The sequence below is a fragment of the Streptomyces violascens genome (assembly GCF_014649955.1).
GTDB lineage: Bacteria > Actinomycetota > Actinomycetes > Streptomycetales > Streptomycetaceae > Streptomyces > Streptomyces violascens.
In genome coordinates, this window is sequence record NZ_BMUA01000001.1 from 1,072,370 (window position 1) to 1,095,104 (window position 22,735).

The window sequence follows — 22,735 nt, forward strand, 5'->3', positions numbered from 1 at the left end:
GGTTCATCAGTATTGAATGTTCGTCCGCCTCCCGCTACGTTCCGCGCACGTCCCCGTCACAGTCCCACGAAGGAGTGGTCGCATGGCCGAGGTCAGCGCGGAGGCACGTATCGAGGCTCCGGCCGAGAAGGTCTGGGCACAGCTCACCGACTTCTCCTCGTACGGCGAGTGGAACGCCACGCACACCAGCTTCCCCGCGGGCGGCCCCGAGAAGCTGGAGCTGGGCGCGACCTACGCGGAGAACATGAAGCTCATGGGCTTCCCCGCCGAAGTCGCATGGACGGTGGACGAGTTCGAGGCAGGCCGGGTGTTCGGCATCCGGGGCAAGGGCCCGATGGGCGTGAACGTCGCCAACCGCTACACGGTCGTCCCCGACGGCGCGGCCACCACGGTCCGCATCGACGGCGAGTTCACGGGCGCCGCGGTCTCGCTCATGGCAGGCAAGCTCAAGGACTCGGCGACGGCCGCCCTGAACGAGTCACTGCGCAAGCTCGGGGGGCTGTGCGCCTGAGCGGGCGAAGGCCCCGCGGCCGACCACGCGCAGACGCCCGGCCGGGAAATCCCGGCCGGGCGTCTGCGCGAGCTTCTTGCGATCCGATCACAGAGCTACGTGCCGCAACGGCCTCTCGGATCCACCGGCCACCGGCGTCATTCGGAGTTGCCCAGCAGGCACCCGTTCTTCCCCGGGGTGTTGGGAATGTCGGCCGAGGTGTAGGCGACGTAGGCCATCTCCCGGCCCAGTTCCTCCGCCTCCGCCTTCGTCAGATACCGGGGGCCCTCGACGCATCGGCCGGAGGAGTCCCAGACGCCCCCGACCCGGGCGACCTTGCTGTACTCGGGCCCGGGGTCGGCCTGCGCGGAGGCGGCGGACATCGTGAGCAGCGCGGCCGCGGCAAGGGCACCGAGGACTTGGACAGAGCTTCGAATGTTCATGACCGACTTAACGGCCGGAAGGCCGAATTGTCACCCTATGACCACCGGGGGCGAAGGCCCCCAAGACAGTGCTGCCGGCCGGAAAGCCCAGCCGACAGCCTGCCCGACCTGCCGCAAGGCTTGGTTCAGTCCTCGTCGGCAAGGATCAGATAGAGCTTCTTCCGGGCGTCGTTGATGACGGCGAGGGCCTTTTGGCGCTGGTCGGCGGAGCCGGTCTTCCAGACCTGGCCGAACGCCTCCATCAGGCCGAAGCCGGCCTGCCGGATCTCATGCATGGCCTCCCAGTCGACTCCGCGCCCCGCGTCCTCCCAGGGAGCCTCGGCTCCCGATTCGGCCTCCGTGCGCCCGGCGTCGGTGAGCGTGAACAGCTTCTTGCCGCCCTCGCTCTCACTGGCGATCAGGCCCTCGTCCTCCAGGAGCTGGAGGGTGGGGTAGACCGAGCCCGGGCTGGGCTTCCAGGCCCCGCCACTGCGCTCGCCGATCTCCTGGATCATCTCGTAGCCGTGCATCGGCCGGTCCTTGAGCAGGGCCAGGATCGACGCGCGGACATCCCCGCGCCGCGCCCTGCCCCGCGGACCACCCCGGCCGCCACGGCCGCCGGGACCGAACGGTCCGCCCCACGGTCCCCCGCCGAAGCCGGGACCGAAGGGGCCGAAGGCGGAACGCCGCCCCTCGAAGTCACCCCGACCGCGATGGCCGGGTCCTTGCTGTCCGTATCCATGTGAACGCATGGTTCGTTTCCTTCCATCGTTGATCTGTCGCGATGCGTCAACGATATATCGGTGACAGTCGCTTGACAACCCCCTTCCGGACGAGGGCCGCCCCCGGAAGCGGTCCAGCCACCGCGAATTGGCCTTGGCCTGCGGGTTTTCCCGTCCCGTACGGTGCCGCCATGCGCATTCGAATCGTCGACGCCTTCACCGACCGCCCCTTCGCCGGCAACCCCGCCGGCGTCCTGCTGCTCGACGCCTTCCCGGCGGACGACTGGCTCCAGGACGTGGCCCGCGAGGTCAACCACGCCGAGACCGCCTTCGCGCACCCCCTGCCGCCGGGCGGGGACGCGGACTGGGCGCTGCGCTGGTTCACCCCGGCCACCGAGGTCGACATGTGCGGCCACGCCACGCTGGCCACCGCGCACGTCCTGCACTCCACGGCAGCCGCGTCCGGGACGGTGCGGTTCGCCGCGCGCTGCGGCATCCTCAGGGCGACCGCCGCCGAGGACGGCACGATCACCCTGGACTTCCCAACGTCGCCTCTCAAGGAGGAGGCCGTCCCGGACGGCCTCGCCGAGGCGCTCGGCGCACCGGTCGTCTCGGTCCACGACACCTCGGCCGACATCGGCGACCTTCTCGTGGAGCTGCCCGACGAGGCGGCCGTACGCGCGCTCGCGCCCGACGCCCGCGCGCTGGGGCGGCACTCCCGGCGCGGCATCATCGCGACGGCCGCGGCCGCGGACCCCTCCGCCGGATACGACTACGTCTCGCGCTGCTTCTTCCCCAACGTCGGCATCGACGAGGACCCGGTGACGGGCAGCGCCCACACCGCGCTCGCCCCGTTCTGGTCGGCGCGCCTGGGCCGCGCCGAGCTGACCGGCCTCCAGGCCTCGGCCCGCTCCGGCCTCGTCCGTACCGAGGTACGCGGCGAGCGCACCCTGCTCACCGGACGCGCGGTGACGGTCATTGACGGCGAGCTGCTGACCGCGCCCTAGGGACACGGCTCACGACGCACCCCGGCGCCGCCTCAACAACGCGCCCCAGGGGGACGCCTCGAACGACGTAAGGGGCATACGCAATAGACGTACGCCCCTTACTTCTCCCGCTCCCGACCGCTCACATCGTCGGCAGCCAGCTCACCTTCCCGGCGAGCAGCGCGTATCCGACGAAGGCCCCGACGTCGAGCAGCGCATGCGCCACCACGAGCGGGCCGACGCGCTGCCAGCGCCGGTAGAGCAGGACGAAGACCACGCCCATCACCATGTTGCCGATGAAGCCGCCGATGCCCTGGTAGAGGTGGTAGGAGCCACGGAGCACCGAGCTCGCGACGAGCGCGGCCATCGGTGTCCACCCCAACTGGCCGAGCCTGCGCAGCAGATACCCGACGACGATCACTTCTTCGAGCACGGAGTTCTGCAGCGCCGAGAGAATGAGTACGGGGTACTTCCACCACACGTCGGGCAGCGACTCGGGGACGACGGTCAGATTGCCGCCCGCCGCCCGCGCCACCAGATAGAACGCGAGCCCAGCGCTGCCGATCCCGGCGGCGATCAGTACGCCCCGGCCGAGGTCGGACCAGGGCCGCATCCGGTCGAAGCCGATCACCCGCAGGCCACCGGTCCCCTCGCGGAGAAGCAGGTGCGCGACGAGCGCGACCGGCACGAGCGCCGTCGCGATGCCGAAGAGCTGCCAGGCGAGATCGAGCCACGGCCGCCCGGGAGCGTACGAGGTGTTGAGAGTGGCCGCCTGGTGCTTGAGGCCGCCCGGCTTGGTGAGCGAGCCGATGAAGCTGATCAGCGCCGACACCCCGCTCGCGCCGAGCGAGAGCGCGAGTACGAGCACGGTCTCGGACCGCAGGATCCGCGGTGAAGTCCCCTCTTCGGGAAGAGAATCAGCCACGCGCTCGGCCTCCACCTGCACACCTGCCTCCAGTTGACGAATCCCGTTCCATCCCCACCGCCGCCCCGCTAGGGTCTCGAAAGAAATTACGAAGATCGCGCGCGACAGGCCGGGGGACGGGCGCCATTGCGATGGTGCGGTCTCCCTTTTTCCTTGTTCGGGATTCAAGGAGGGGCACCACCGCCATGGGACGTCACAGCTTGCCCGACGACGCCGCGACCGGGAGCACCGGGGAGGGCAGGGGCTCCGCGCGGCGGCGCACGGTCGCCCTCGCGACCGCTCTCGTCCTGGCCGTGGCCGGGGGCACGGCCATCGCCGTACAGCGCGGTCTGCTCACCTTCAGCCACTCCTGTGCCGCCTCCGCCGTGCGGCTGGATCTGGTCGCCTCCCCCGATGTGGCGCCCGCCGTGAAGGCCGTCGCGGACCGGGCCCGCAAGGAGAAGATCACTTCGGACGGCTCGTGCATGGACGTCCGGGTGACCGCCCGGGACTCCTACGAGGTCGCGGCTTCGTTCACTTCAGGCGCCAAACCCGACTTCTCGGTGTGGATTCCCGACGCCTCGCTGTGGGTGGACCGGGCGAAGGACACCAGCGGGTCGGCCTCCGTCGTCACCGCGGGCCACGTCGCCGACTCGCCCGTCGCCCTCGCCGCGGTGCCGGCCGCCGCCAAGTCCCTCGGCTGGCCTCAAAGGACGTACACCTGGGCGGAGTTGACCGAGGCGGCCGCCCAGGACGGCAAGGTGCGCCTCGGCGCGGCCGATCCGGCGCACAGCGCGGCCGGGCTGCTCGCCCTGAGCAGTATCGGCAAGTCGGCGGCCGGCCAAGGACCCGATGGCAGCACCCGCACCGCGGCCCTCGCCAAGCTGCTCTCGCAGCGGGTCTCCGCCAGCGACGGGCAGGTGGCAGGCACCCTCGCCCGCGACAGCTCGGCGGCCGAGACCGGCGATGCGCGCCGCAACCAGGCGGTGGTCCTGTCCGAGCAGGCGGCCTTCGCCTACAACGCCTCGCACGGCGCGGGTCAGGGGCTGCGGCTCTTCTACCCCAAGGACGGCGCCGCCCAGCTCGACTATCCGTACACGATGGTGCGCGAGGCGGGCATGAGCACCGATGAGAGCCGGGCCGCGATGCGTTTCCTGACGCTGCTCGGCGACCCCGAGTCCGTCCGGGTCCTTGCCGGGCAGGGCTTCCGTACGCCGGGCAAGCCCGCCGCCGGCCCGGTCGCCTCGGCCGCCGGGGGCAGTTCGCCGCAGCCGTACGCGAGCGCCACCGCCGACCCGCCGTCGGCCCAGGAGCTGCAGGACACGCTCGGCATGTGGACGATCACCGTGCAGAGCGCACGGCTGACGACGGTGGTGGACGCCTCGGGTTCGATGGCGGCCACGGTGCCCGGCTCGGGCGGGCAATCGCGCATGGAGGTCACCAAGGCCTCGCTGATCCAGGCACTTACGCAGTTCACGCCCGAGGACGAGATCGGGCTGTGGGACTTCTCCACGCACCTCGACGGCTCACGCGACTACCGCCGCCTGGTGCCGACCGCCCGGCTCGGCGACCCGGCGGCCGGCGGCCGCACCCAGCGCGACAGGCTGTCGGCGGCGTTCGCCGCACTGCAGCCGGTGCCGGGTGGCGCGACCGGGCTCTTCGACACGACGCTGGCCGCGTACAAGGAGGCGACCTCCACGTACGCGAGGGGCAAGTTCAACGCGGTGGTGCTGCTGACCGACGGCGCCAACGAGGACCCGGGCAGCATCTCGCGGGCCGACCTCGTCACGCAGTTGCAGAAGCTCACCGATCCCTCGAAGCCGGTGCCGCTGATCGCCATCGCGGTCGGCCCGGACGCCGACAGGGACGAGGTGCGGCAGATCGCGAAGGCGACCGGCGGCGCCGGGTACCAGGTGAACGACCCGGCCGACATCCAGGCCGTGATCCTCCAGGCGATCATGGCTCTGGGCCAGGCCCAGCACCGCGGTTAGCCCGTCGACCGGCCGGGAAAGGCGGTCGGCCAGGTGTGCACCGGCTCGCCCCCGAGCATCAGCTCCCGGTAGCGCCGAGTGGTGGCCGCGAGGGCTGCGTCCCGGTCCAGCCCGGCGGCCAGCGCCTGGTGGTAGGTGTCGACCTGCCAGGACGCCCCGTTCACGCGGCGCCGGCACCGCTCCTCGATGATGCCGAGGTAGTGCTCCCGGTCGGCCGGTTCCACCCCCCACGCGTCGAGGCCGGCCGCCGCAAGGGGCAGCAGCTCATCGCGTACGAGCTTGACCGCGGGCACCCGGGCGAGCCCGCCGCCGCGCCGCGGCACCGGCCAGAGCAGCTCGGCGTCGATGCCGTACCGGCACGCCGTGTCGAAGTTGGCGGCGGCCGACTCGAAGGGCAGCCGCGTCCACACCGGCCGGGACTCCTCCGCGAGCGCCCGCACCAGGCCGTAGTAGAAGGCCGCGTTGGCCAGCACGTCAGTGACGGTGGGCCCGGCCGGGAGCACCCGGTTCTCCACCCTGAGGTGCGGCACGCCGTCGGCGATCCCGTACACCGGCCGGTTCCAGCGGTAGATCGTGCCGTTGTGCAGCACCAGTTCCTTGAGGCGCGGCACGCCGCCGTCCGCAATGACGCGCAGCGGCTCCTCCTCGTCGCAGATGGGAAGCAGCGGCGGGAAGAAGCGCAGGTTCTCCTCGAAGAGCTCGTACGCGGACGTCACCCAGCGCTCCCCGAACCAGGTGCGCGGGCGCACCCCTTGGGCGCGCAGCTCGGCCGGTCGGGTGTCCGTGGCCTGCTCGAACAGGGGCGGCCGCGACTCGCGCCACAGCTCCCGCCCGAACAGGAAGGGCGCGTTGGCGCCGAGCACGATCTGCACCGCCGTGACCACCTGCGCCGCGTTCCACACCGCGGCGAACCGTGCGGGCGTCACCTGGAGATGCAACTGCACGGACGTGCAGGCCGCTTCGGGGGTGATCGAGGCGGATGAGCACACGAGCCGTTCCACCCCCTGGATGTCGAGGGTGAAATCCTCTCCGCGGGCCGCCACTATTTGATCGTTGAGCAGGGCGTAGCGATCGACGTCGGAAAGATTCCCGGGTACGAGATCGTCCTGGGTCAGGGTCGGCAGAATTCCGATCATGATGATTCCGGCGTCGACCTCGGCGGCTTTGCGATCGGCATACCCGAGCCCGGTCCTCAACTCCTCGGCGAGTTGATCGAATACGCGGCCGCCCAGCCGGTGCGGAGCTATGTTCACTTCCAGGTTGAACATTCCGAGTTCGGTCTGGAAATCCCTGCTCGCGATGCGTTCGAGTACCTCGGCATTCATCATGCGCGGCATACCGTCACGACCCGCGAGATTCAGTTCCAGCTCCAGCCCCATCATGTTCCTGGGGCGGTCGAACCGCTTCTGGGCCAGGAGCCTCCCGAGCCCCTCCAGGCACTGCTGTAGCTTGTCCCGGTAGCGGTGCCGATCGGACAGGTCGAATCCGCCTGCCACGACCTTCTCCCCCATCGAAGGGTCCCTCCTCGAATGGGCAGCCAGCGACACCGGCCGCTCGCGTCACGGTCGATAATGCCCAGCCTTACTGATCCATAACGCCTGCGCGGGCAGCGCCGGAAGAGTAGTCTCACAAGCGGCGGCCTCCGGCACATTCAGCGGGCATACCGCAACGGGCAGTTACCACCGTCGCGGCAATGGTGAAAAACACCGACGAGATTCGGCCGACCCCCGGCGGGGCACCTTTCCAGGTGGGGGACTCGCCTACGACATTTCCTCGGGTAAACGGTCCGCACAGAAGGACCTGATACCGACTTGCGGGCAATATCGACGACAGCTAGCCGAAACACTGCGTGAACACGTGTCGTATAAACTCCGCAAACGAGGCAGAGAGTTGGCGCCCCGGCCATCGATTGTCGGCCCCCCTCTGACCCCGCACCGCAGACAGCGCCGTCCGCACCGCCCACGCATCACCGTGTCTCCGAAGTGAGAGGCGACCCACCATGCCGCTGCATGTCCCCCCGGCCCCCGCGCCCGCCCTGCGCAGCGTCCTCGCGGCACTCGGTTCCCCCACCGCCGTCCGCGAGGCCCGCACCCCGGCCCTCCGCTCCGCCCCAGGTCCGCTCACCCCCGAACTCCCGCTCCCGCTCCACGTCCTGGACGGAATCACCCCGGGCGGCCGGACCCCGCGCACCCGCCTGGCCGGCTGGCGTTTCCTCATCAGCGACCCCGACCGCCCGGTCGCCGCCGCGGACACCCGGCTCACTCCGGACGGCTGGGCCTTCTCGCACTTCTTCGAGGGCCCCTACATCGCCTCGACCGCGCGCGCCCTGCGCCAGGCCGAACTGCTCACCACGCACTACCAGCCCCGGCTGCTCTCGGTCCCCGAGCTGTACATGCTCACGTTGTGGCTGCACGGCGCCACCACCGTCGACGGAGCCTCCGGCACGCCCGCACCGCACGATCTGCTGGTGCCGCTCGCACCCGCCCCGCCCGGCATCTGCGCCCACCGCCCGCTGCGGGTCAGCGAACTGCTGCCGGTCCTGACCCTGCGTCTGGCTCCCGCGCCGCTGCTCGGCCAGCCCGTCTGACCTCGCCTTCGGCGACGCGCGAAAAAGTGCCCCGCGACCGGTGTGGCCGCGGGGCACCGGTGTGTCTATGCTGCGTACGCGCCGCCTCCGCCAGACGGGCTAGTCCGGCCGGGCCACTGCGAACCATCCGAAAAGACAAGCCAGTTGAGCTGAACCGTCCGTGCGGGTGATACGTCATTAAGCAGTAGGAAGCGCTGCCGCGAAATCCCTGCGGATTGACGCCCGTGGGGCAACACTGGGATCGGACCGACCGACTTACTACGGGGGGCGGCCATGAACAACCAAGCATCGAGCCGCAGCACACTCACCACGACGCAGCGAAAGAACGCATCCATGTGCCAGCACCAGCCAGCCTGCCCGACAGCCTTCTCCGCCGACCGGGAAGCCGCGAAGCCCGTGGCACACCACCCGGAGCAGGGCTGGAGCCTGCTGTGCAACGGTGTCCTGCTCTTCGAGGACACCGGTGAGCTGCTGCCGGACGGGCAGATCATCGCCCCGCACCGGTCGCTCACGGCCGAGCAGGTGGCGACCGCCGCCTAGCGCGGCCTCGTACGGACAGCTCTCGTACGGACGCATCCTGAGCGGACTCGTCCCGTACGGAAACACAAGGGCCGGCCCGGGGAGCACCCCCGAACCGGCCCTTACGCATGTGTCGGTCAGTTGTCGTACTCGTCCAGCGGCGGGCAGGAGCAGACCAGGTTGCGGTCGCCGAACGCGCCGTCGATGCGGCGGACCGGCGGCCAGTACTTGTCGGCGGCCGACACACCGGCCGGGAAGACGGCGTCCTCACGGCTGTAGGCGTGGTTCCACTCGCCACCGAGCGCGGCCGCGGTGTGCGGGGCGTTGGCGAGCGGGTTGTCGTCGGCCGGCCAGACGCCGGAGGCGACCTTCTCGATCTCGCCGCGGATCGCGATCATCGTGTCGCAGAACCGGTCGATCTCGGCCAGGTCCTCGGACTCGGTGGGCTCGATCATCAGCGTGCCGGCCACCGGGAACGACATGGTCGGCGCGTGGAAGCCGTAGTCGATCAGGCGCTTGGCGATGTCGTCGACGCTGACGCCGGTCGCCTTGGACAGCGGCCGCAGGTCCACGATGCACTCGTGCGCGACGAGTCCGCTCGGGCCCGTGTAGAGCACCGGGTAGTGCGGCTCCAGGCGCTTGGCGATGTAGTTGGCGGCGAGCACGGCGACCTGGGTCGCGCGCTTGAGTCCCTCGCCGCCCATGAGACGTACGTACGCCCACGAGATCGGCAGGATGCCGGCCGAGCCCCACGGGGCGGCCGAGATCGGGCCGACGCCCGTCTCCGGACCGGCCGTCGGCTGCAGCGGGTGGTTCGGCAGGTACGGCGCGAGGTGCGCGCGCACACCGACCGGGCCGACGCCGGGGCCGCCGCCGCCGTGCGGGATGCAGAACGTCTTGTGCAGGTTGAGGTGCGAGACGTCGCCGCCGAACTTGCCCGGCTTGGCGAGCCCGACCAGGGCGTTGAGGTTGGCGCCGTCGACGTAGACCTGGCCGCCGGCCTCGTGGACCAGGCCGCAGATCTCGGCGACGTGCTCCTCGAACACGCCGTGCGTGGACGGGTAGGTGATCATCAGCACCGAGAGCTCGTCGCGGTACTGCTCGATCTTGGCGCGCAGGTCGTCGGCGTCGACCTCGCCGTCGTCGGCGGTCTTGACGACGACGACCTTCATGCCGGCCATCACGGCGCTGGCGGCGTTGGTGCCGTGCGCAGAGGACGGGATGAGGCAGATGGTGCGCTGGGTGTCGCCGTTGGCGCGGTGGTAGGCGCGGACCGCGAGCAGACCCGCGAGCTCGCCCTGCGAACCGGCGTTGGGCTGGATGGACACCGCGTCGTACCCGGTGACCTCGGCGAGCCGCTCCTCCAGCTCACGGATGAGCGTGAGGTAGCCGGCAGCCTGCTCGACCGGCGCGAAGGGGTGCATCTGACCGAACTCGGGCCAGGTCACCGGCTCCATCTCGGTGGTCGCGTTCAGCTTCATGGTGCAGGAGCCGAGCGGGATCATGCCGCGGTCGAGCGCGTAGTCGCGGTCGGCGAGCTTGCGCAGGTAGCGCAGCATCGCGGTCTCGGAGCGGTGCTGGTGGAAGACCGGGTGGGTCAGGAAGTCGTCGCCGCGCAGCAGGGCGGCGGGCAGGGTGTCGGCGGCCGTGGCATCCAGCGCCTCGACATCGGCGTCGACCCCGAACGCGGTCCAGACTGCGGCCAGTTGGGCCCGGGTGGTGGTCTCGTCGCAGGCGATGGTGACGGTGTCCGCGTCGACCGGGTGCAGGTTGACCCCGCCCTCGCGGGCTGCGGCGACGGCCGCTGCGGCCTTGCCCGGGACCCGCACGGTGAGGGTGTCGAAGTAGGCATCGTGGGCGACGTCGACACCGGCGGCCTTCAGGCCCTCGGCGAGCACGACGGCGTAGCGGTGGGTGCGCTGCGCGATCTGCTTCAGCCCGTCCGGGCCGTGGTAGACGGCGTACATGCCGGCCATGACGGCGAGCAGCACCTGGGCGGTGCAGATGTTGCTGGTGGCCTTCTCGCGGCGGATGTGCTGCTCGCGGGTCTGCAGGGCCAGGCGGTACGCCTTGTTGCCGTCGGCGTCGACGGAGACGCCGACGAGGCGGCCGGGCAGGGAGCGGGCGAACTTCTCCTGGACGGCCATGAACCCGGCGTGCGGGCCGCCGAAGCCCATCGGGACGCCGAAGCGCTGGGTCGTACCGACGGCGATGTCCGCGCCGAGCGAGCCGGGCGAGGCGAGCAGGGTGAGGGCGAGCAGGTCGGCGGCGACGGTGACGATCGCGCCGAGCTCGTGGGCCGCGTCGATGACCGGCTTGAGGTCGCGGACCCGGCCGGAGGCGCCCGGGTACTGGAGCAGCACACCGAAGACACCGCGCTCGGCGACCTCGGCCGGGATGCCCTCGCTCAGGTCGGCGACGACGACCTCGACACCGGTCGGCTCGGCGCGCGTCTGGATCACGGCGACGGTCTGCGGCAGGGTGTCGGCGTCGACGAGGAAGACCCCGCCCTTGACCTTGCCCACACGCCGCGAAAGAGCGAGCGCCTCGGCGGCGGCGGTGCCCTCGTCGAGCAGGGAGGCGCCCGACGTCGGCAGGCCGGTCAGCTCGGCGACCATGGTCTGGAAGTTGAGCAGCGCCTCCAGGCGGCCCTGCGAGATCTCCGGCTGGTAGGGCGTGTACGCCGTGTACCAGGCCGGGTTCTCCATGACGTTGCGCAGGATCACCGGCGGCGTGAAGGTGCCGTAGTAGCCGAGGCCGATCATCGGGGCGAGCACCTGGTTGCGGTCCGCGAGCTGACGCAGCTCGGCGAGCACCTCGGCCTCGGTCCGCGCCTCGGGCAGCCCCAGCGCCCCGGCGCTCTTGATGACGTCGGGAACGGCGGCGGCAGTCAGCTCGTCGAGCGAGCCGTAGCCGAGCTGCGCGAGCATCTTCGCCTGAGCCTCGGCATCGGGCCCGATGTGGCGCTGCTCGAACGGGATGCCACGCTCCAGCTGGCTGAGCGGAATGCGGTTGGCGGTCATTACGGAGGCCTCCTGGTCGCACGACCTGCGAGGGGCACCACGGCGCGGGTACCCGGACGGCCTCCCCCTCTGTCATCTCAACCTGAGAGCTTCACCGGGGCGCGTGGGGGCGACCCGGTTTTCACCGTCGGTGAGGAAAGGTTCCGCCCGGGCCGAAGTGCCCGCGCATCCCCCGTCCTGCTTTCCAGAGTGACCTCGTCCGTGCGGTCCGTGGGCCTGAGAGATTCCGGGGAGGAGTTGCTCCTTCGGCGCCCGCCGAGCACTCAAGGAGCACTTCGGAGGACTCTCCCGCGCGGGGTCAGCAGCCGTTTGCCAGCCTACCAGCGAGGTCCGAGACCGAATCTTTGTTCAACTGCTCAAGTGGCCAACACCCACGATGTGCACTTTCGTAGTGCTTATGGAGCAGTTGTAACCGGTTGCGACCAGTTGGAGGGACCGTGCAGACCGATATCGATCCGCGCAGCCTGATCGGCCGCAAGGCATACGACCGCAGTGGACGCAAGATCGGGACGGTGGACGAGGTCTACCTCGACGACGCGACCGGCGTACCGGAGTGGGCGGCGGTGCGGACCGGCCTGTTCAGCCGGGATGCCTTCGTCCCGCTCGAACCGAGCACCCTGGTCGACGAGGCGCTGCACGTCCCGTACGAGCGCGCCCTGATCAAGGACGCCCCCGACTTCGGCGTGGGCCGCCATCTCTCCCCGGAACAGGAGATCCAGCTCTACCACCACTACGGTCTGGACATCGCGGCCCCCGACCCCGGTCCGCCGCCCTCCGACCGCGACTTCGGCCGCCTCGCCAACGGAGACTCCTGACCGGCCGGGGTCCCGGCCCCGGCTACCGTCTCGACCTTCCCGTCCGTCCCGATCCCCATCCCGATCCCCGTCTCCGTCTCCGTCCCCGTCGCGGTCTCGGTCTCGTCTTTCTCGACCAGGGGCAGACGCTCCGTTGTCTCGACCAGAGGCAGCGGCTCCGACGGCTCCAGGCCTGGGTCGTCCACCCTGAACGTCCGCACCCGCCCCGGCACCAGCGACGTCGGCGTCTCGAAGCGCACCGTGACCCGCCCGACGCCGCTGCCCTGCACCCATCCCGGCCCGTACTCGGCGTGCGTCACGTCGTGCCCGGCCAGCCACCGCCGCTGAGCCGGGTCCTCGACCGGCTCGGCCTCCGCGGCGGCCACCGGGGGCTCCTCCGTTTCGGGCTCCTCCGCGGCCCGCTCCTCCACGGCCTGCCCCTCGGCGGCCCGTCCCTCCGCGGCCCGCTCCTCCGCGGCCTGCGCGAACAGGTCCTCCTGCGTGTAGTCGGCGAGTCCGCTGACGCCCACGCCGAGCAGCCGCACGCCGCCCGTGGTGTCCACGGAGTCGAGCAGCCGCCCGGCGGCCTCCCGCACCACCCCCGGGTCGTCCGTGGGCCCGCGCAGCGTCTCGGAACGCGTCAGCGTCGAGAAGTCGTAGCGGCGGACCTTGAGCACGATGGTGCGGCCCGAGTGCCCGGACGCCCGCAGTCGCTGGACACACCGGTCGGCGAGCCGCCCGACCTCGGTCATGATCCGCACCCGGTCGTGCAGGTCCACGTCGAAGGTGTCCTCCACCGACACCGACTTCGTGTCCCGCTCGGCCACCACGGGCCGGTCGTCGTGCCCGGCGGCCATCCGGTACAGCGACGCCCCGTGCGACTTCCCGAGCAGCCTTACGAGCTCGTCCTCGCCCGCCTCGGCGAGGTCGGCCACGGTGGTCATCCCGGCCCGCCGCAGATGCTCCCCGGTGGCCGGGCCCACGCCCGGCAGGATGCGCACCGGCATCGGCGCGAGGAGGCCCCGCTCCGTGCCGGGTTCTATGAGCACGAGCCCGTCCGGCTTCGCCTGCTCGGAGGCGATCTTGGCCAGCATCTTGGATCCGGCGAGCCCGACCGACCCGCTCAGCCCCGTGACCGCTCTGATGTCCCTGCGCAGCCGCTCACCGGCCTCCTGCGCGGCGGCCGACCCGAAGGCCACCCCACCGGCTTCCAGGTCCACGAAGGCCTCGTCCAGGCTCAGCGGCTCGACCAGCGGCGAAAGCCGGCCGAGCAGCTCCATCACCTGCTCGCTGACCGTGCGGTACAGCTGGAAGCGCGGCACCAGATAGGCCGCGTTCGGACAGAGCCGCCGGGCCTGCGCCATCGGCATCGCCGAGCGCACCCCGAAGCTCCTGGCCTCGTACGACGCGGTCGAGACCACCCCACGCGGGCCGAGGCCGCCCACGATGACCGGTTTTCCGCGCAGGCTGGGCTTCGACGCCTGCTCTGCGGCGGCAAAGAAGGCATCCATGTCCAGATGCAGGATGGTCGGCGCGGCTCTCACATCACCGATGCTGCCGTACGCCACTGACAATCGGCCCCGGCACGGCCGCCGGGCGGCTCAGACGGCGCGGTTGCGGCGCCTGGCCAGCTCGTCGGCCGGGTTGTGCCCGACCAGGGTCTCGCCGGTGTCGACGCGCTCGCCGTGCAGTTGCGAAAGCGCCGCCTCGACGTCCCGCCACACCACGCCCACGGCGATCCCGAAGATCCCCTGACCGCCCTGGAGCAGGTTCACGACCTCGTCCGGGGACGAGCACTCGTACACCGTGGCCCCGTCGCTCATCAGGGTCATCCGCTCCAGGTCGCGGAAGCCGCGCTCACGCAGGTGCTGGACCGCGGCGCGGATGTTCTGGAGCGCGACACCGGTGTCGAGGAAGCGCTTGACGATCTTCAGGACGACGACGTCCCGGAAGCTGTAGAGACGCTGGGTGCCCGATCCGTAGGCCGGACGGACACTCGGCTCGACCAGGCCGGTGCGGGCCCAGTAGTCGAGCTGTCGGTAGGTGATCCCCGCCGCCGCGCACGCGGTCGGCCCCCGGTATCCGATCGTTTCGGTACTCGGGTCGGCCGCACTGCTGTGAAGCGGGTACGGCCCGCTCTCCCCCGGACGTCGTCCGGGAGCGCCCCCTGCCGTACCGTCGCCGCTCATTCTCACGCCGACCCTCCGTCCTTGACCTGCCCACTCGACGGTAGGCAGTCACTCGGGGTGCGTCAACGATCGCCACACTCGGCACGCCGAGTGATAATCACCCTGAGAGTGGTTTCCCGTGTCTCTCTTGCGGGAAAGGCTGCTTGAATGCGCCGAAACTCCCCCGGCGTACGCGCCGCGCACGGCACCCCTGGGACGGCCCCCGGATCACTCGTATCCGGTGCTCACTGGCTGTTGGTGCCGAAGTCCTCGGGCGAGATCTGGTCGAGGAACTCGCGAAACTTCTCGACCTCGTCCTCCTGCTCGTCCGGGATGGCGATGCCTGCGTCGTCGAGGACCCCGTCACTGCCGTAGATCGGCGTTCCGGTGCGCAGGGCCAGCGCTATGGCGTCGGACGGCCTGGCGCTCACCTCCACACCACTGGCAAAGACCAGCTCCGCGTAGAAGACGCCTTCGCGCAGGTCCGTGATGCGGACTTCGGTCAGCTCCTGGCCGACGGCTTCCAGCACGTCCTTGAAAAGGTCGTGCGTCAGCGGCCGCGCCGGTGCCATCCCCTGCTGGGCGAAGGCGATCGCGGTCGCCTCCCCTGGACCGATCCAGATGGGGAGGTACCTATCGCCTCCCACTTCACGCAGGAGCACGATCGGTTGGTTGGAGGGCATTTCCACCCGGACACCCACGACGTCGAGCTCGTTCACACAGCAACCCTAGGACGTGCTCGGCAGGTTTGGGTAGTCGGGCACCTACAAGATCAGTGAAGCCGGACACCCAGAGCGGTCTGCACCAGTGCCGCGTGGAGCCGCACGGACAGCGCCGCGAGCTCCTTCGTGGTGGCCTCCGCATGGGCCCTGGTCTGCGGATTGCGGTGCAGCCGCAGGGGTGCCACGACCTGCTCGACCAGACCGGCCTCCCGGTCGGCGGCGGCCTTCATGGCGCGCAGATGGCGCGGTTCCAGGCCGAATCGCCCCAGATCCGCCACAAGTCGCGCCACATTCACCGACTCCGCGTCGAATCCGCCCTCGGGCCCGGCCGTGACCAGGCCGTACGACTCCCATTCGGCCAGGTCCGCCTCGGTCACCTCGGCAGCTGCTATGAGCTCCGCGCGGCCCACACGGGCTGCCGTGGGCCGGTCCGCCCCGGGCTCGCCGAAGCCGTCGAGCAGCTCCCGGGGACCGCCGGGAGCCGGCACGGAGGGCCGCTCGCCCCGGCTGAGCGCGTCCAGGTGCTCGCGGATGACCTTGAGCGGCAGATAGTGGTCCCGCTGCATGCGCAGCACCTGAGCGAGGCGTTCGACGTCCCCGTCACTGAACTTGCGGTACCCCGACGGCGTACGCCGGGGCTCCACCAGGCCCTCGGACTCGAGGAACCGGATCTTCGAGATGGTCACTTCGGGAAATTCGTCGCGCAGCTGGTTGAGCACCCCGCCGATACTCATCAGCCGGCCGCCCGCGGCGGCGGTGCCGGATCCGGCACCGCCCGTCGGTGTCTGCAGCATGAGCCTTCCCCGGCCGCGTCTCAGAGAGCGCGCTGGCTCGCGTAGAAGACCAGCCGGTACTTCCCGATCTGGACCTCGTCGCCATTGGCCAAGTCGACGGAGTCGATCCGCTCGCGGTTCACGTACGTGCCGTTGAGGCTGCCGACGTCGGAGACGGTGAAGCGTCCGTCGGGGCCGCGCCGGAACTCGACGTGGCGGCGCGAGACCGTCACGTCGTCCAGGAAGATGTCGCTCTGCGGGTGCCGGCCCGCCGTGGTCAGCTCGCCGTCCAGGAGGAAGCGGCTTCCCGAGTTCGGCCCGCGGCGCACCACCAGGAGCGCCGAGCCCTGCGGCAGGGCGTCGACCGCGGCCTGCGCCTCCGGGGAGAGCGACGGCAGCTGCGTCTGGCCGGTCACCTCGGAGTCGTATGCCTCGAGGCCGGAGATCGAGATGGTCGAGGTGGTCTCGGAGGCACGCTCCGGAACGACACCCGGCCGCAGCGGGGCACCGCAGTTGGAGCAGAAGCGGCTGGCGGCGGCATTGCTGTGCCCGCACCTCGTACAAACAGGCATGCCCGACATCGACGGATCCTCCTGCCGCGGCGGCACCGCGTGGGCACTGGTGGCATACGGGTCGGAGTCAAACCCTCCACCCGTACTTGAGGTTGACGGTTCCCCGAAACCTATGCGCCCTGCACCCGCAGGGTCAACAGACGACGCGCCCGGAATGTCACCACCGGAACCAGCCACCTCGTCGCGGAACAGCGGACGCTCGCCGCCCTGCTCCTCCGCCCCTCCGGGGCGCTGAGCACGGTGCCTGGCGGCGCTGCCGCCGTCCTGGCGTGCGCTCTTGCCGAACAACTTCGCAAACAACTTCACGGGCGATTCCCCTTGACCGAAATAGACCCGCCCGTGGGGCAGGACGAACCCAGAATCAACACACCTGCCGACCCGGACATTCTCACAACGTCCGTATCCGCCAAACAGTTTCCACCACGCACCACTGTTACGGAGCGGCGACCCCCCGCAACCTCCTGCCCTTGTGCGGCAGGTCTCACGCCCACTGTCACCAGTGCGGGGACGACTGAGCGTAGTCAGGCCGCTTCGCGGCTCGCAAGGCGTTCACAACGATCTTCTCCGAGCGGGCCACTGTGGCGGTGGCCTGCTCCTTCTCCAGAGTCTGCACGACTCCACCAGGGATGTTCAGCGCCGGCTCCAGATCCTGCGGCCTGCCGATCACCTTGAAGACGTACGGCGCGGCGACCTTCTTGCCGTCGACACCGATGCCGCCGGTCTCGTCCGAGAAGTACGTATTGGCCACCACGCGGACGTCGTTGATCTGAATCGCCTCCGCCCCTGCTGCGCGCAGCTCCTGCACCGTGTCAAGTACCTTGTCGGACTCGACAGCGCCCTTCGGGTCGCTGATCGTCAACGTGATGCCGGGACCCTGCGCCGCGACCGTGCCGGCCAGGATGCCGAGCTGCTGCTCCTTCTCCACGGTCTGCTTGCGCGCCTCCTCCGCCTGGTTCGAGCTGGTCTCCAGCTCGGTGCGCTGGCCCTCCAGACGCTGCTTCCCATCCTCAAGACGCTTCGTACGCGAGTCGAGTTCATCCAGGATGCGCACCAGATCCTCCTGGCGGGCGCCGCGCAGCGCACTGTTGTCGCTGTTCGAGCGGACCTGGATGGCGAGACCGAGGCCGAGGACGAACAGCAGCAGCGCCACGATGAGCTGCGCACGGCTGGCGCGGGGCGGCCACAGGCTCGCGGCGAGCCGCTGGCGCCCGGTCAGCTGTGCCTTCGCCTCGCCCGGTTCGTCCGGCGTCCCGACGGGCCGCTCCTCGTCGCCTTCACCCTGATCGGTGTTCTTCACGTCGCTCATCGGCCTCAGGCCCTGAAGACGTGGCGGCGGATGGCGGCCGCGTTGGAGAAGATCCGGATGCCGAGCACCACGACCACGCCGGTCGACAGCTGCGCGCCGACGCCCAGCTTGTCACCGAGGAAGACGATCAGCGCCGCGACCACCACGTTCGACAGGAACGAGACGACGAAGACCTTGTCGACAAAGATGCCGTCGAGCATGGCACGGAGCCCGCCGAAGACCGCGTCGAGTGCCGCCACTACGGCGATCGGCAGATACGGCTCGACCACCGCAGGCACCTCGGGCCGGACGAAAAGTCCGACCACGACTCCCACGACGAGGCCAAGTACGGCGATCACGATGTGCCCTTCCCTGTGTCGGCCGCGCCCTTGCCGGCGCCCGTGGCCATTGGCTTTGCTGTGCGTACGGTCAGGCTCGGCGCCGCCGGGAGACGCACGTCGCCCTCGGCCGAAATGCTGGCCCTGATCCCGTAGTTCTGCTGCAGCACATGCAGGTACTGACCGTCCGCACTGTCCTGGAAGTCGGTACTCAGCTTCTTGCCGTCCCCCACCGCGAGCACCGTGTACGGCGGCACCAGTGGCCTGTTGTCGACCAGTATGGCGTCGCCCGCGGCCCGGATCGCCGAAAACGATGTCAGGCGCTGCCCGTTGATGGCGATGGCCTCCGCGCCCGACTGCCACAGCCCGTTGACGACGCGCTGCATGTCGCGGTCCCGCACCCGGCCGGTGTCCGCGAACGTCGTGCTCTCGCGCGGCTGACTGCCGTCGCCCTGGGCGGTGTCCTTGGCGTCGTCCACGACCAGTTTCACGCCCGGGCCGTGCACCTCGGTGGCGCCGGACAGCAGCGCCACGAGTTCGCCCTGGTCGCCGCCGTGCTTCTCAAGTGCCTTGCGCTGCTGATCCCCGACCTCGGTCCGCAGCCCGTCGACATCGCTCTGCAGCTTGTCCGCGGCCTTGGTCTCCGACTCGACCCTGTTGATCAGCTCCTGGCGCTCCTTGGCGACCACGGGAGCGGTGATACGGGCCTGCGCTGCACCGACCGTCACCACCAGGGCGGCGAGCACCAGACCGGCCGCGAGACCGAGCTTGGCCTTCAGCGGCCGCGGCATGCCGGCGTCGCCCTCGGCCTTGCGGCGCGCGGTCGCCTCCGCATAGCCGTCGTCCAGCGCGTGGTCCGTGACATTGGTCAGCAGCGACATCGACGCGTCGGGACGCGGAGGCGGAGACGACGTGCTCCGAACGGGGGGCTGCTGCGGCATGCCGCACATCGTCGCACGTCGGCACCGCTACCACCGAATGGCCCCACCGGTGTGCCGGGCCGCACGTTCCGGCCCGGCCCGGCACACCCTTTCGACGTCAGTGACCTGCGCTGTCGACCACCGCGGCCCATTCGTCGAGCAGCGCCTGCGCCGACACGTCGTCCGGTCCCTCGGCCCACAGATGGGTGACGGCCTCGGCCGGATCGGGCAGCACCATCACCCAGCGCCCGTCGGCCTCCACGACGCGCACACCGTCCGTCGTGTCCACGAACCGGCCGCCGGCAGCCTCCACGACCCGGCGCATCACCATGCCCTTGACCGCCCACGGCGTGGGGATGTCCCGCTTCAGGACGTGTGCCTGCGGTATCCGCGCGTCGATCTGGCTCAGCGTGAGCTGCGTGCGCGCGACCAGCCCGATGAGCCGCACGAACGCGGCAGCGCCGTCGAAGACGCTGCTGAACTCGGGCACGATGAACCCGCCGCGCCCGTCACCGCCGAAGATCGTGGACTCCTCGCGGCCCACCCTCGTCAGATCGTCCGGCGACGTGGTCGTCCACTCCACCTGGGTGCCGTGGTACGCCGCGACCTGCTCGGCGATTCTGGTGGTCGTGACCGGCAGAGCCACCCGCCCGCTGCGCCGCTCGGCGGCGACCAGGTCCAGCATCACAAGCAGCGCCCGATCGTCTTCTACGATCCGGCCGCGCTCGTCGACCAGCGAGAGCCGCTCGCCGACCGGGTCGAACCGCACCCCGAACGCGGCCCGCGCCGACGCGACGATCTCCCCGAGCCGCACGAGCCCGGCCCGCCGGCTCTCCGCGGACTCGGTGGGCCGGGACTCGTCAAGACCCGGATTGATGGTCAGCGAGTCCACCTTGAGCCGGCCGAGCAGGCTCGGCAGTACAAGACCGGCGCTCCCGTTGGATGCGTCCACGACAACCTTGAGCCCAGCCTCCGCGATTCCGGTGGTGTCGGCCTTCCGCAGTAGCGACCCGGTGTACGAGTCGAAGACGCTGGAGGGGAACTGCAGATCGCCGATCTCCCCGGGGAAGGCACGCCGGTACTCCTGGCGCGCGTAGACCCGGTCGAGCTTGCGCTGCCCGGCCTGCGAGAGGTCGGCGCCCCGCTCGTCGAAGAACATGATGTCGACGGAGTCCGGCACACCCGGCGACGTACGGATCATGATCCCGCCGGCACTGCCCCGCGCGGTCTGCTGCCGCGCGACCGGCAGCGGCACGTTCTCCAGATCCCGTACGTCTATGGCACTGGCCTGCAGCGCCGAGATGACGGCCCGCTTCAGTGCCCTCGCGCCACGGGAGTGGTCGCGTGCCGTGGTGACGGTCGACCCCTTCTTGAGCGTGGTCGCGTACGCACCCGCGAGGCGTACGGCCAGCTCCGGTGTGATCTCGACATTGAGGATCCCGGACACGCCCCGGGCCCCGAAGAGGTGGGCCTGACCCCGGGATTCCCAGATCACCGAGGTATTGACGAAAGCGCCGGCCTCGATGGTCTTGAAGGGGTAGACCCGGACATTCCCCTGGACAATCGATTCCTCGCCGACAAGGCACTCGTCCCCGATGACGGCGCCGTCCTCGATCCGGGCGGCTCGCATGATGTCGGTGTTCTTGCCGATCACACAGCCGCGCAGATTGCTGTGCTGACCGATGTAGACGTTGTCGTGCACCACGGCCTTGTGCAGGAATGCGCCGCTCTTGACGACCACGTTCGATCCCACGACCGTGTGCTCTCGGATCTCGACATCCGCTTCGACCTTCGCGTAGTCCCCAATGTAGAGAGGTCCGCGCAGCACGGCGTCGGGATGCACCTCCGCGCCTTCCGCGACCCACACACCGGGGGAGATCTCGAAGCCGTCGATCTCCACGTCGACCTTGCCTTCGAGCACGTCGGCCTGCGCCTTGACGTAGCTCTCGTGCGTGCCGACATCCTCCCAGTACCCCTCGGCGACATAGCCGTAGATCGGCTTGCCTTCCTTCATGAGCTGCGGGAAGACATCACCGGACCAGTCGACGGACTTGTCGGCCTCGACGTAGTCGAATACCTCGGGCTCCATCACGTAGATGCCCGTATTCACTGTGTCGGAGAAGACCTGACCCCATGTCGGCTTCTCCAGAAAGCGCTCGACCTTGCCCTCCTCGTCGACAATGGTGATGCCGAATTCGAGGGGATTGGGCACACGGGTCAGGCACACCGTGACGAGTGCGCCCTTCTCCTTGTGGAAATTGATGAGGTCGGTCAGGTCGAAGTCGGTGAGGGCATCACCCGAGATGACCAGGAAGGCATCGTCCTTGAGGGCGGCCTCGGCATTCTTGACGCTGCCCGCGGTACCGAGGGGCTTCTCCTCATTGGCATAGGTGAGCTCCATTCCGAGCTCTTCCCCGTCACCGAAATAGTTCCTGACGAGAGACGCCAGGAACTGCACGGTCACGACAGTCTCATTGAGCCCATGCCGCTTGAGCAGCCGCAGCACATGCTCCATGATCGGCCGGTTGACCACCGGCAGGAGCGGCTTGGGCATGCTCGAGGTCATGGGGCGAAGGCGTGTGCCCTCGCCACCAGCCATCACGACGGCCTTCATGTCGGAAACGTCCTCCTCGAAGAGACGACGGTTTGGCCGACTTCGCCCGAGCGGGCAGGCCTCTGGCGTCACACGCGGCTGCCGACTCGCCGCCGGGGCCCGCTGGTCGCCGAGCTCAATCGGCCGCTACGTCCGCCTTCACCAACCGGCGGACCTGAACCACATACAGGATCCCTGCCCACCAATAGAGAGTTGTACCCCATCCTGCGAACGCCCATCCGAAAATCGCCGCAAGGGAGGCAAGCCATCCGCTTCCGTCACTGAGCAGGAGCAGCGGGAAGGCGTACATCAGGTTGAACGTCGCAGCCTTACCCAAGAAGTTCACCTGGGGCGGCGGATAGCCGTGCCGGCGAAGGATTCCCACCATCACCAGAAGCATCAACTCGCGGGCCACAAGGGCAGCGGTCAACCAAATCGGCAGGATCTCCCGCCAGGTGAGGCCGACCAGCGTAGAGAGAATGTACAACCGGTCGGCGGCCGGGTCGAGCAGTCGCCCCAGATTGCTAATCTGGTTCCACCGCCGGGCCAGCTTCCCGTCCAAGTAGTCGCTGACACCGCTCAGCGCCAAGACCAGCAGCGCCCAGCCATCACTGTTCGGCCCGCCAAAGACGGGGCGGAGAATCAGCCACAGGAAGAGCGGTACGCCGACGAGGCGCGCCATGCTGAGAATATTGGGGATGGTGAGCACCCGGTCCGTCTGAACGCGAGTCTCCTGGACCTCCACCCGGGGGCCTCCTGTGGGAAATGTGCCAACGATGCCCCCTGACCCTACCGTCAGCCGGGCCGACGGATGGCACAGGGGTACGTGCACGGGCTCTCATAGGCCGTAAACGCCTACCCCAAATACCCCTGAAACGCGAAAAAGCCCCGCACCGTGATCCGTTGATACGGACCTGGTGCGGGGC

At 69.8% G+C, this 22,735-nt stretch carries 21 protein-coding genes and 1 riboswitch; of the genes, 6 read left to right on the top strand and 15 right to left on the bottom strand.

Annotated features, from left to right (window positions below; genetic code table 11):
- Window positions 1–82 precede the first annotated feature (82 nt).
- Complete coding sequence (locus tag IE206_RS05035) at window positions 83–511, top strand: type II toxin-antitoxin system Rv0910 family toxin (RefSeq protein WP_189960678.1); 429 nt, start codon at window positions 83–85, stop codon at window positions 509–511.
- 137 nt (window positions 512–648) lie between these two features.
- Here IE206_RS05035 and IE206_RS05040 read toward each other — a convergent pair whose 3' ends face one another.
- A complete protein-coding gene (locus IE206_RS05040) occupies window positions 649–933 on the bottom strand; it encodes a hypothetical protein (protein WP_189960679.1) in 285 nt (94 codons plus the stop codon).
- 125 nt (window positions 934–1,058) lie between these two features.
- A complete protein-coding gene (locus tag IE206_RS05045) occupies window positions 1,059–1,664 on the bottom strand; it encodes a PadR family transcriptional regulator (protein WP_189960680.1) in 606 nt (201 codons plus the stop codon).
- Between the two features lie 161 nt (window positions 1,665–1,825).
- Between IE206_RS05045 and IE206_RS05050 the strand changes: the two genes are divergently transcribed.
- Window positions 1,826–2,641 carry a PhzF family phenazine biosynthesis protein gene (locus IE206_RS05050; protein WP_189960681.1) on the top strand — a complete coding sequence of 272 codons (816 nt, stop codon included), beginning with the start codon at window positions 1,826–1,828 and terminating at the stop codon, window positions 2,639–2,641.
- 121 nt (window positions 2,642–2,762) lie between these two features.
- Here the strand turns inward: IE206_RS05050 and IE206_RS05055 are convergent, their stop codons facing one another.
- The gene (locus IE206_RS05055; protein ID WP_189960682.1) at window positions 2,763–3,545 is read right to left on the bottom strand and encodes a CPBP family intramembrane glutamic endopeptidase; all 783 of its coding nucleotides are present in this window, start codon (window positions 3,543–3,545) and stop codon (window positions 2,763–2,765) included.
- 185 nt (window positions 3,546–3,730) lie between these two features.
- On the opposite strand from IE206_RS05055, the gene IE206_RS05060 reads away from it, so the two are divergent.
- Window positions 3,731–5,515, top strand: coding sequence for a VWA domain-containing protein (locus IE206_RS05060; RefSeq protein ID WP_189960683.1), 1,785 nt, complete (start codon window positions 3,731–3,733; stop codon window positions 5,513–5,515).
- Here IE206_RS05060 and IE206_RS05065 read toward each other — a convergent pair.
- A complete protein-coding gene (locus IE206_RS05065; protein ID WP_189960684.1) occupies window positions 5,512–7,026 on the bottom strand; it encodes a glutamate-cysteine ligase family protein in 1,515 nt (504 codons plus the stop codon). The two genes, IE206_RS05060 and IE206_RS05065, sit on opposite strands and share 4 nt — an antisense overlap.
- A 488-nt stretch (window positions 7,027–7,514) precedes the next feature.
- Here IE206_RS05065 and IE206_RS05070 point away from each other — a divergent pair, with 488 nt between their 5' ends.
- Window positions 7,515–8,102 (top strand): hypothetical protein, encoded by a 588-nt coding sequence (locus IE206_RS05070; RefSeq protein WP_189960685.1) that lies wholly within the window; start codon window positions 7,515–7,517, stop codon window positions 8,100–8,102.
- A gap of 333 nt (window positions 8,103–8,435) precedes the next feature.
- Complete coding sequence (locus tag IE206_RS05075; RefSeq protein WP_053729707.1) at window positions 8,436–8,642, top strand: DUF5999 family protein; 207 nt, start codon at window positions 8,436–8,438, stop codon at window positions 8,640–8,642.
- A 116-nt stretch (window positions 8,643–8,758) separates the two neighbouring features.
- On the opposite strand, the gene gcvP is transcribed toward IE206_RS05075, so the two are convergent.
- Window positions 8,759–11,644, bottom strand: coding sequence for an aminomethyl-transferring glycine dehydrogenase (gcvP, locus tag IE206_RS05080; protein ID WP_189960686.1), 2,886 nt, complete (start codon window positions 11,642–11,644; stop codon window positions 8,759–8,761).
- Window positions 11,645–11,838: 194 nt separating this feature from the next.
- Window positions 11,839–11,945, bottom strand: a riboswitch (glycine riboswitch).
- 136 nt (window positions 11,946–12,081) lie between these two features.
- Here gcvP and IE206_RS05085 point away from each other — a divergent pair.
- A complete protein-coding gene (locus IE206_RS05085; RefSeq protein WP_189960687.1) occupies window positions 12,082–12,459 on the top strand; it encodes a PRC-barrel domain-containing protein in 378 nt (125 codons plus the stop codon).
- Here IE206_RS05085 and IE206_RS05090 read toward each other — a convergent pair.
- From IE206_RS05090 to clsA, 10 genes are all read right to left on the bottom strand, one after another.
- Window positions 12,375–13,982, bottom strand: coding sequence for a DNA polymerase IV (locus IE206_RS05090; RefSeq protein WP_189960688.1), 1,608 nt, complete (start codon window positions 13,980–13,982; stop codon window positions 12,375–12,377). The two genes, IE206_RS05085 and IE206_RS05090, sit on opposite strands and share 85 nt — an antisense overlap.
- Window positions 13,983–14,039: 57 nt before the next feature.
- A complete protein-coding gene (locus IE206_RS05095) occupies window positions 14,040–14,627 on the bottom strand; it encodes a MerR family transcriptional regulator (protein WP_226598833.1) in 588 nt (195 codons plus the stop codon).
- Window positions 14,628–14,851: 224 nt separating this feature from the next.
- Window positions 14,852–15,325: a bifunctional nuclease family protein gene (locus IE206_RS05100; RefSeq protein WP_006123076.1), complete on the bottom strand. Its 474-nt coding sequence runs from the start codon at window positions 15,323–15,325 to the stop codon at window positions 14,852–14,854.
- A 53-nt stretch (window positions 15,326–15,378) separates the two neighbouring features.
- Complete coding sequence (gene ftsR, locus IE206_RS05105) at window positions 15,379–16,122, bottom strand: transcriptional regulator FtsR (protein WP_189960690.1); 744 nt, start codon at window positions 16,120–16,122, stop codon at window positions 15,379–15,381.
- 20 nt (window positions 16,123–16,142) lie between these two features.
- Window positions 16,143–17,087, bottom strand: coding sequence for a double zinc ribbon and FHA domain-containing protein (locus IE206_RS05110; RefSeq protein ID WP_189960813.1), 945 nt, complete (start codon window positions 17,085–17,087; stop codon window positions 16,143–16,145).
- Window positions 17,088–17,166: 79 nt separating this feature from the next.
- Window positions 17,167–17,979: a DUF881 domain-containing protein gene (locus IE206_RS05115; protein WP_189960691.1), complete on the bottom strand. Its 813-nt coding sequence runs from the start codon at window positions 17,977–17,979 to the stop codon at window positions 17,167–17,169.
- A gap of 5 nt (window positions 17,980–17,984) precedes the next feature.
- A complete protein-coding gene (locus tag IE206_RS05120) occupies window positions 17,985–18,317 on the bottom strand; it encodes a small basic family protein (RefSeq protein ID WP_031069011.1) in 333 nt (110 codons plus the stop codon).
- On the bottom strand, window positions 18,314–19,246 hold the full coding sequence (locus tag IE206_RS05125; RefSeq protein ID WP_189960692.1) for a DUF881 domain-containing protein: 933 nt from the start codon (window positions 19,244–19,246) through the stop codon (window positions 18,314–18,316). The genes IE206_RS05120 and IE206_RS05125 overlap by 4 nt, the downstream gene beginning before the upstream one ends.
- An 88-nt stretch (window positions 19,247–19,334) precedes the next feature.
- Window positions 19,335–21,830, bottom strand: coding sequence for a mannose-1-phosphate guanyltransferase (locus IE206_RS05130; protein ID WP_189960693.1), 2,496 nt, complete (start codon window positions 21,828–21,830; stop codon window positions 19,335–19,337).
- Between the two features lie 115 nt (window positions 21,831–21,945).
- Window positions 21,946–22,554: a cardiolipin synthase ClsA gene (gene clsA, locus IE206_RS05135; RefSeq protein WP_189960694.1), complete on the bottom strand. Its 609-nt coding sequence runs from the start codon at window positions 22,552–22,554 to the stop codon at window positions 21,946–21,948.
- Window positions 22,555–22,735 lie beyond the last annotated feature (181 nt).